This is a genomic window from Candidatus Eisenbacteria bacterium (assembly GCA_035712145.1).
Classification (GTDB): domain Bacteria; phylum Eisenbacteria; class RBG-16-71-46; order RBG-16-71-46; family RBG-16-71-46; genus DASTBI01.
Map to the genome: position 1 here is coordinate 1 of DASTBI010000203.1, position 4,676 is coordinate 4,676.

Sequence of the window (4,676 nt, forward strand, 5' to 3'; positions counted from 1 at the left end):
GCGGGAGATGGTGATGCCCGGGGACAACGTGGACGGAATGGACGTGGAGCTGATCACGCCGATCGCGATGGAAGACGGGCTGCGGTTCGCGATCCGCGAGGGTGGGCGCACGGTCGGCGCCGGCGTCGTCACCCAGATCGACAAGTAGGGGTCGGGCCATGATGGGACAAAAGATCCGAATCAAGCTGAAGTCGTACGACCACGCGACGCTCGATCAGTCGGCCTCCGAGATCGTGCGCACCGCGCGGCGGACGGGAGCGGTCACGTCCGGTCCGGTGCCGCTGCCCACGAAGAAGACCGTCTACACGGTGCTGCGCAGCCCGCACGTGGACAAGAAGTCCCGCGAGCAGTTCGAGATCAGGATCCACAAGCGCCTCATCGACATCACGCGCTCGACGGCTCAGACGATGGAAGCGCTGGAGAAGCTCGACATCCCCGCCGGTGTCGACATCGAGATCAAGACATGATTGGACTCATCGGACGCAAGGTGGGCATGACGCAGATCTACGGCGACAAGGGAGACGTGCTTCCGGTCACCGTGATCGAGGCCGGTCCCTGCACGGTCACCGAGGTGCGCTCCGAGGCTCGCGACGGCTACACCGCCGTCCAGCTCGGCTTCGGCACCAACAAGGAGTCGCGCTTCCGGAAGCCGGTGCTCGGCCAGTTCCAGAAGCGCAACCTTCCGCCTTCGCGACATCTCAAGGAGTTTCGCGTCGACGGATCGCAGCCCTATGAAGTGGGGCAGCGCCTCACCGTCGAGCTGTTCGAGAAGGGCGAGCACGTGGACGTCGCCGGCGTGACCAAGGGCCGCGGCTTCCAGGGCGTGGTCAAGCGCCACGGCTTCGCGGCCGGGCACGCCTCGCACGGTCCGACCGCCGGCAAGCAGCCGGGGTCGATCGGCGCCTCCGCCTATCCGTCGCGCGTGATCAAGGGCAAGCGCCTTCCCGGCCGGATGGGCGGCGCGAACCTGACCGTCAAGAATCTCGTGGTGGTCGGCGTCAATCCCGAGCTCAACGTCGTGCTGATCCTGGGCGCGGTGCCGGGCCCGACCAACGGACTGGTGTGCGTGGAAAAACGGAGCGTGTCATGAACGCCAAGCTCTTCGGATCCGACGGCAGCGAAAAGGGCTTCGCCGCGCTGCCCGACGAGCTGTTCGGGCAGCAGGTGAACGAGCACCTGCTGTGGATGTCGGTCAAGCGTCACCTCGGCAACCAGAGGCAGGGCACGGCCAAGGTGAAGGGCCGAGGCGAAGTCTCCGGCGGCGGCCGCAAGCCCTGGCGTCAGAAGGGCACCGGGCGCGCTCGCGCCGGATCGAACACCTCGCCGCTGTGGCCGGGAGGAGGACGGGCGTTCGGTCCCGAGCCTCGCGACCACCGCACCGACCTGCCCAAGCAGCAGCGGCGCGCGGCGCTGACGTCGGCGCTCTCGCTGCGCGCGGGTGAGAACGCGGTCACGGTGATCGAGCCGCTCCGCATGACCGAGCCGAAGACGCGCGAGGTGGCGGGGCTGCTCTCGAAGCTCGGCCTCAAGGACAAGCGGACCCTGCTCGTGCTCGACAAGGCCGACGAGGCGGTCGTCAAGTCGTGCCGCAACGTGAGAAACCTTCGAACGACGCTCGCCCATCAGGTGAACGCGTACGACCTGCTGCACTGCGAGGCCTTGCTGGTCACCCAGCCGGGCCTCGACCGCATGAAGGAGACCTTCGTCCGATGAAGGACGTGCGATCCATCGTGAAGAGGGCGTTGATCACCGAGAAGGGAACGGTGCTGCGCGAGCTGCGCAACCAGTACTTCTTCGAGGTGGCGCGCGACGCCAACAAGATCGAGATCAAGCGCGCCGTCGAGTCCATCTTCAACGTGAAGGTGAAGGCGGTGCAGACGCTGCAGATTCGCGGAAAGATCAAGCGCCAGGGACGCTTCGCCGGAAAGCGCAGCGACTGGAAGAAGGCCGTCGTGACGCTCCAGCCCGATCAGAAGATCGAACTCTTCGAGCAGATCTAGGAACCGACCATGCCCCTGAAGAAATTCCGCCCGATGACGCCGGCCCTCCGGCACACCCAGCTCCCCGACTTCGCGGAGCTCAGCCGGGGCAAGCCGCTCAAGTCGCTGACCGAGCGCAAGCTCAGGACCGGCGGTCGCGACAACTACGGACACGTGTCGTCCCGCTGGATCGGCGGCGGCCACAAGCAGCGCTACCGCCTGATCGACTTCCGTCGCGACAAGGACGGCGTGCCCGCCAAGGTGGCCAGCATCGAGTACGACCCCAACCGCTCCGCGCGCATCGCCCTGCTCAATTACCTGGACGGTGAGCGCCGTTACATCCTGGCTCCGGACGGACTCAAGGTGGGGGATGTGCTCCAGTCAGGGACGGCGGCCGAAATCAGGACCGGCAACTGTCTCCCGCTGCGCAGCATTCCGCTCGGCACCAACGTCCACAACGTCGAGCTCTTCCCGGGGCGGGCATCTCGGGTCGCGCGCTCGGCCGGGTCCTATTGCCAGCTGATGGCCAAGGACGGCAACTATGCGCAGCTGCGGCTGCCGTCGGGCGAGGTGCGCAGCTTCCATGTGAATTGCCGTGCGGTGGTCGGGCAGGTCGGCAATCTCGACCACGAGAACGTCTCGATCGGCAAGGCGGGGCGCAACCGCTGGAGGGGCCGGAACCCTTCCGTGCGCGGCGTGGCGATGAACCCCGTGGATCACCCGATGGGCGGCGGCGAAGGCAAGTCCTCCGGTGGACGCCATCCCACGACGCCGTGGGGAAAGAAGACGAAGGGCTTGAAGACACGGCGGCGGAAGCTCTCCGACCGCTTCATCGTGCGGCGACGGACGAAGTAGGGAGAACGACCAGCTCATGGCGCGCTCAGTCAAGAAGGGACCGTACGTCGTCGAGTCCCTGGTGAAGAAGATCGAGGGCATGAACCGCAGCGGCGACAAGCGCGTGCTCAAGACCTGGGCGCGGCGCTGTACCGTGCTGCCGGAGTTCGTGGGGCACACGCTGGCGGTCCATAACGGGAACAAGTTCATTCCCATCTACGTCACCGAGAACATGGTGGGGCACAAGCTGGGCGAGTTCGTTCCGACCCGCATTTTCCGCGGGCACGGTCAGGCTGTCGCCGAGAAGACGCCCGTACCTGGGAAGAAGTAGGCCATGCAAGCGAAAGCCATCCAGCGGTTCGTTCGGATCACGCCGAGGAAGTGCAACCAGGTCCTGGACCTGATCCGTGGCCAGGCGGTCGAGGAAGCGCAGACCACGCTGCAGTTCACGCCCAAGCAGGGCGCGCGGATCGTCCAGAAGGTGCTGAAGTCGGCGGTCGCCAACGCGCTGCACGAAGGCAAGGTGCGTCTCGAACAGCTCTACGTGAAGGAAGCGATCGTCGGTGCGGGGCCCACGCTCAAGCGCTGGCTGCCGCGCGCGCAGGGCCGGGCGACCCCGATCCTGAAGCGCAGCAGCCACGTTTCCATCACGGTGGCCACGAGGGAGTAACGATGGGTCAGAAAACACATCCGATCGGACTGCGGCTCGGCATCATCAAGGACTGGGACTCGCGCTGGTTCGCGACCCGGAATTACCAGGAGCTGCTCAAGGAAGACCTGCTCATCAAGCGCTATCTCAAGCGCCGTCTCTATCAGGCGGGGATCTCGAAGATCACGATCGAGCGGAAGGGCGACAAGCTGACGATCGCCATCAAGACCGCGCGCCCCGGGCTGGTGATCGGGCGCAAGGGCGAGCAGGTCGACAAGCTCTCCGAGGAGATGAAGCAGCTCACCAAGCGGGTCGTCCAGCTCAACATCGAGGAGATCAAGCGGGCCGACCTGGACGCGCAGCTGGTGGCCGAGCACATCGCCAAGCAGCTCGAGCAGCGGGTCTCCTTCCGCCGGGTGATGAAGAAGGCGATCGCTTCCTCCATGCGCGCGGGCGCGCAGGGAATTCGCGTCGCGTGCGCGGGCCGTCTGGGCGGATCCGAGATGGCGCGCTACGAGACGTATCGAGAAGGCCGTGTGCCTCTCCACACGTTGCGCGCCGACATCGACTTTGCGCGGGCGACCGCCAACACGGCGTATGGAACGTGCGGAGTGAAGGTCTGGATCTTCCACGGCGAAGTGCTGGACCGCTCGAAGGCCGGCGCCCAGACCGCCGCCGTGCGCTAGGAGTCACGTCATGCTGATGCCGAAGCGGGTCAAGTATCGCAAGCAGCAGCGCGGCCGCATGCGCGGGAAGGCGTATCGCGGCGGCACGGTGGAGTTCGGCGAGTTCGGCCTGCAGGCCCTCGAGCCCGCGTGGATCACGAACCGCCAGATCGAGGCCGCGCGCGTGGCGATCACGCGCTCGATCAAGCGCGGCGGCAAGATGTGGATCCGCATCTTCCCGGACAAGCCGGTGACCAAGAAGCCGGCCGAGACGCGCATGGGCAAGGGCAAGGGCGCCCCCGAGTTCTGGGTCGCCTCGATCCGGCCGGGCCGGGTCATGTTCGAGCTCGAGGGAATTCCCAAGGACGCGGCGAAGTCGGCCATGCGGCTGGGGGCGTCCAAGCTGCCGATCCGGACGCGCTTCGTCGAGCGCCACGAACTGGGAGGGGAGTGACATGGCGGCGAAGAGCTTCCGTGACCTGACGAACCTGTCGCCCGCCGAGCTCGAGGGGAAGCTGCGCGATCTGCGCGAGGAGCTGTTCACCCTGC

The 4,676-nt window shown here is 66.4% G+C and carries 10 protein-coding genes; all 10 read left to right on the forward strand.

Going from position 1 to position 4,676, the window contains the following annotated elements:
* Positions 1 to 148 (forward strand): elongation factor Tu (gene tuf, locus VFQ05_14245; protein ID HET9327923.1); only part of this gene is annotated, 148 nt, incomplete at its 5' end.
* A gap of 10 nt (positions 149 to 158) precedes the next feature.
* On the forward strand, positions 159 to 467 hold the full coding sequence (gene rpsJ / locus VFQ05_14250) for a 30S ribosomal protein S10 (GenBank protein HET9327924.1): 309 nt from the start codon (positions 159 to 161) through the stop codon (positions 465 to 467).
* Positions 464 to 1,090 carry a 50S ribosomal protein L3 gene (rplC, locus tag VFQ05_14255; GenBank protein ID HET9327925.1) on the forward strand — a complete coding sequence of 209 codons (627 nt, stop codon included), beginning with the start codon at positions 464 to 466 and terminating at the stop codon, positions 1,088 to 1,090. Before rpsJ ends, rplC begins: the two co-directional genes overlap by 4 nt.
* Positions 1,087 to 1,713 (forward strand): 50S ribosomal protein L4, encoded by a 627-nt coding sequence (gene rplD, locus VFQ05_14260; GenBank protein HET9327926.1) that lies wholly within the window; start codon positions 1,087 to 1,089, stop codon positions 1,711 to 1,713. Before rplC ends, rplD begins: the two co-directional genes overlap by 4 nt.
* A complete protein-coding gene (rplW, locus tag VFQ05_14265; GenBank protein ID HET9327927.1) occupies positions 1,710 to 2,000 on the forward strand; it encodes a 50S ribosomal protein L23 in 291 nt (96 codons plus the stop codon). The genes rplD and rplW overlap by 4 nt, the downstream gene beginning before the upstream one ends.
* Before the next feature lie 9 nt (positions 2,001 to 2,009).
* Positions 2,010 to 2,834 carry a 50S ribosomal protein L2 gene (gene rplB, locus VFQ05_14270; GenBank protein HET9327928.1) on the forward strand — a complete coding sequence of 275 codons (825 nt, stop codon included), beginning with the start codon at positions 2,010 to 2,012 and terminating at the stop codon, positions 2,832 to 2,834.
* A 16-nt stretch (positions 2,835 to 2,850) separates the two neighbouring features.
* Complete coding sequence (rpsS, locus tag VFQ05_14275) at positions 2,851 to 3,144, forward strand: 30S ribosomal protein S19 (GenBank protein ID HET9327929.1); 294 nt, start codon at positions 2,851 to 2,853, stop codon at positions 3,142 to 3,144.
* 3 nt (positions 3,145 to 3,147) lie between these two features.
* The gene (gene rplV, locus VFQ05_14280; GenBank protein HET9327930.1) at positions 3,148 to 3,483 is read left to right on the forward strand and encodes a 50S ribosomal protein L22; all 336 of its coding nucleotides are present in this window, start codon (positions 3,148 to 3,150) and stop codon (positions 3,481 to 3,483) included.
* A gap of 2 nt (positions 3,484 to 3,485) precedes the next feature.
* Positions 3,486 to 4,148, forward strand: coding sequence for a 30S ribosomal protein S3 (gene rpsC / locus VFQ05_14285; protein ID HET9327931.1), 663 nt, complete (start codon positions 3,486 to 3,488; stop codon positions 4,146 to 4,148).
* Positions 4,149 to 4,158: 10 nt separating this feature from the next.
* The gene (gene rplP, locus VFQ05_14290; protein HET9327932.1) at positions 4,159 to 4,581 is read left to right on the forward strand and encodes a 50S ribosomal protein L16; all 423 of its coding nucleotides are present in this window, start codon (positions 4,159 to 4,161) and stop codon (positions 4,579 to 4,581) included.
* The last annotated feature ends 95 nt before the right edge of the window (positions 4,582 to 4,676 follow it).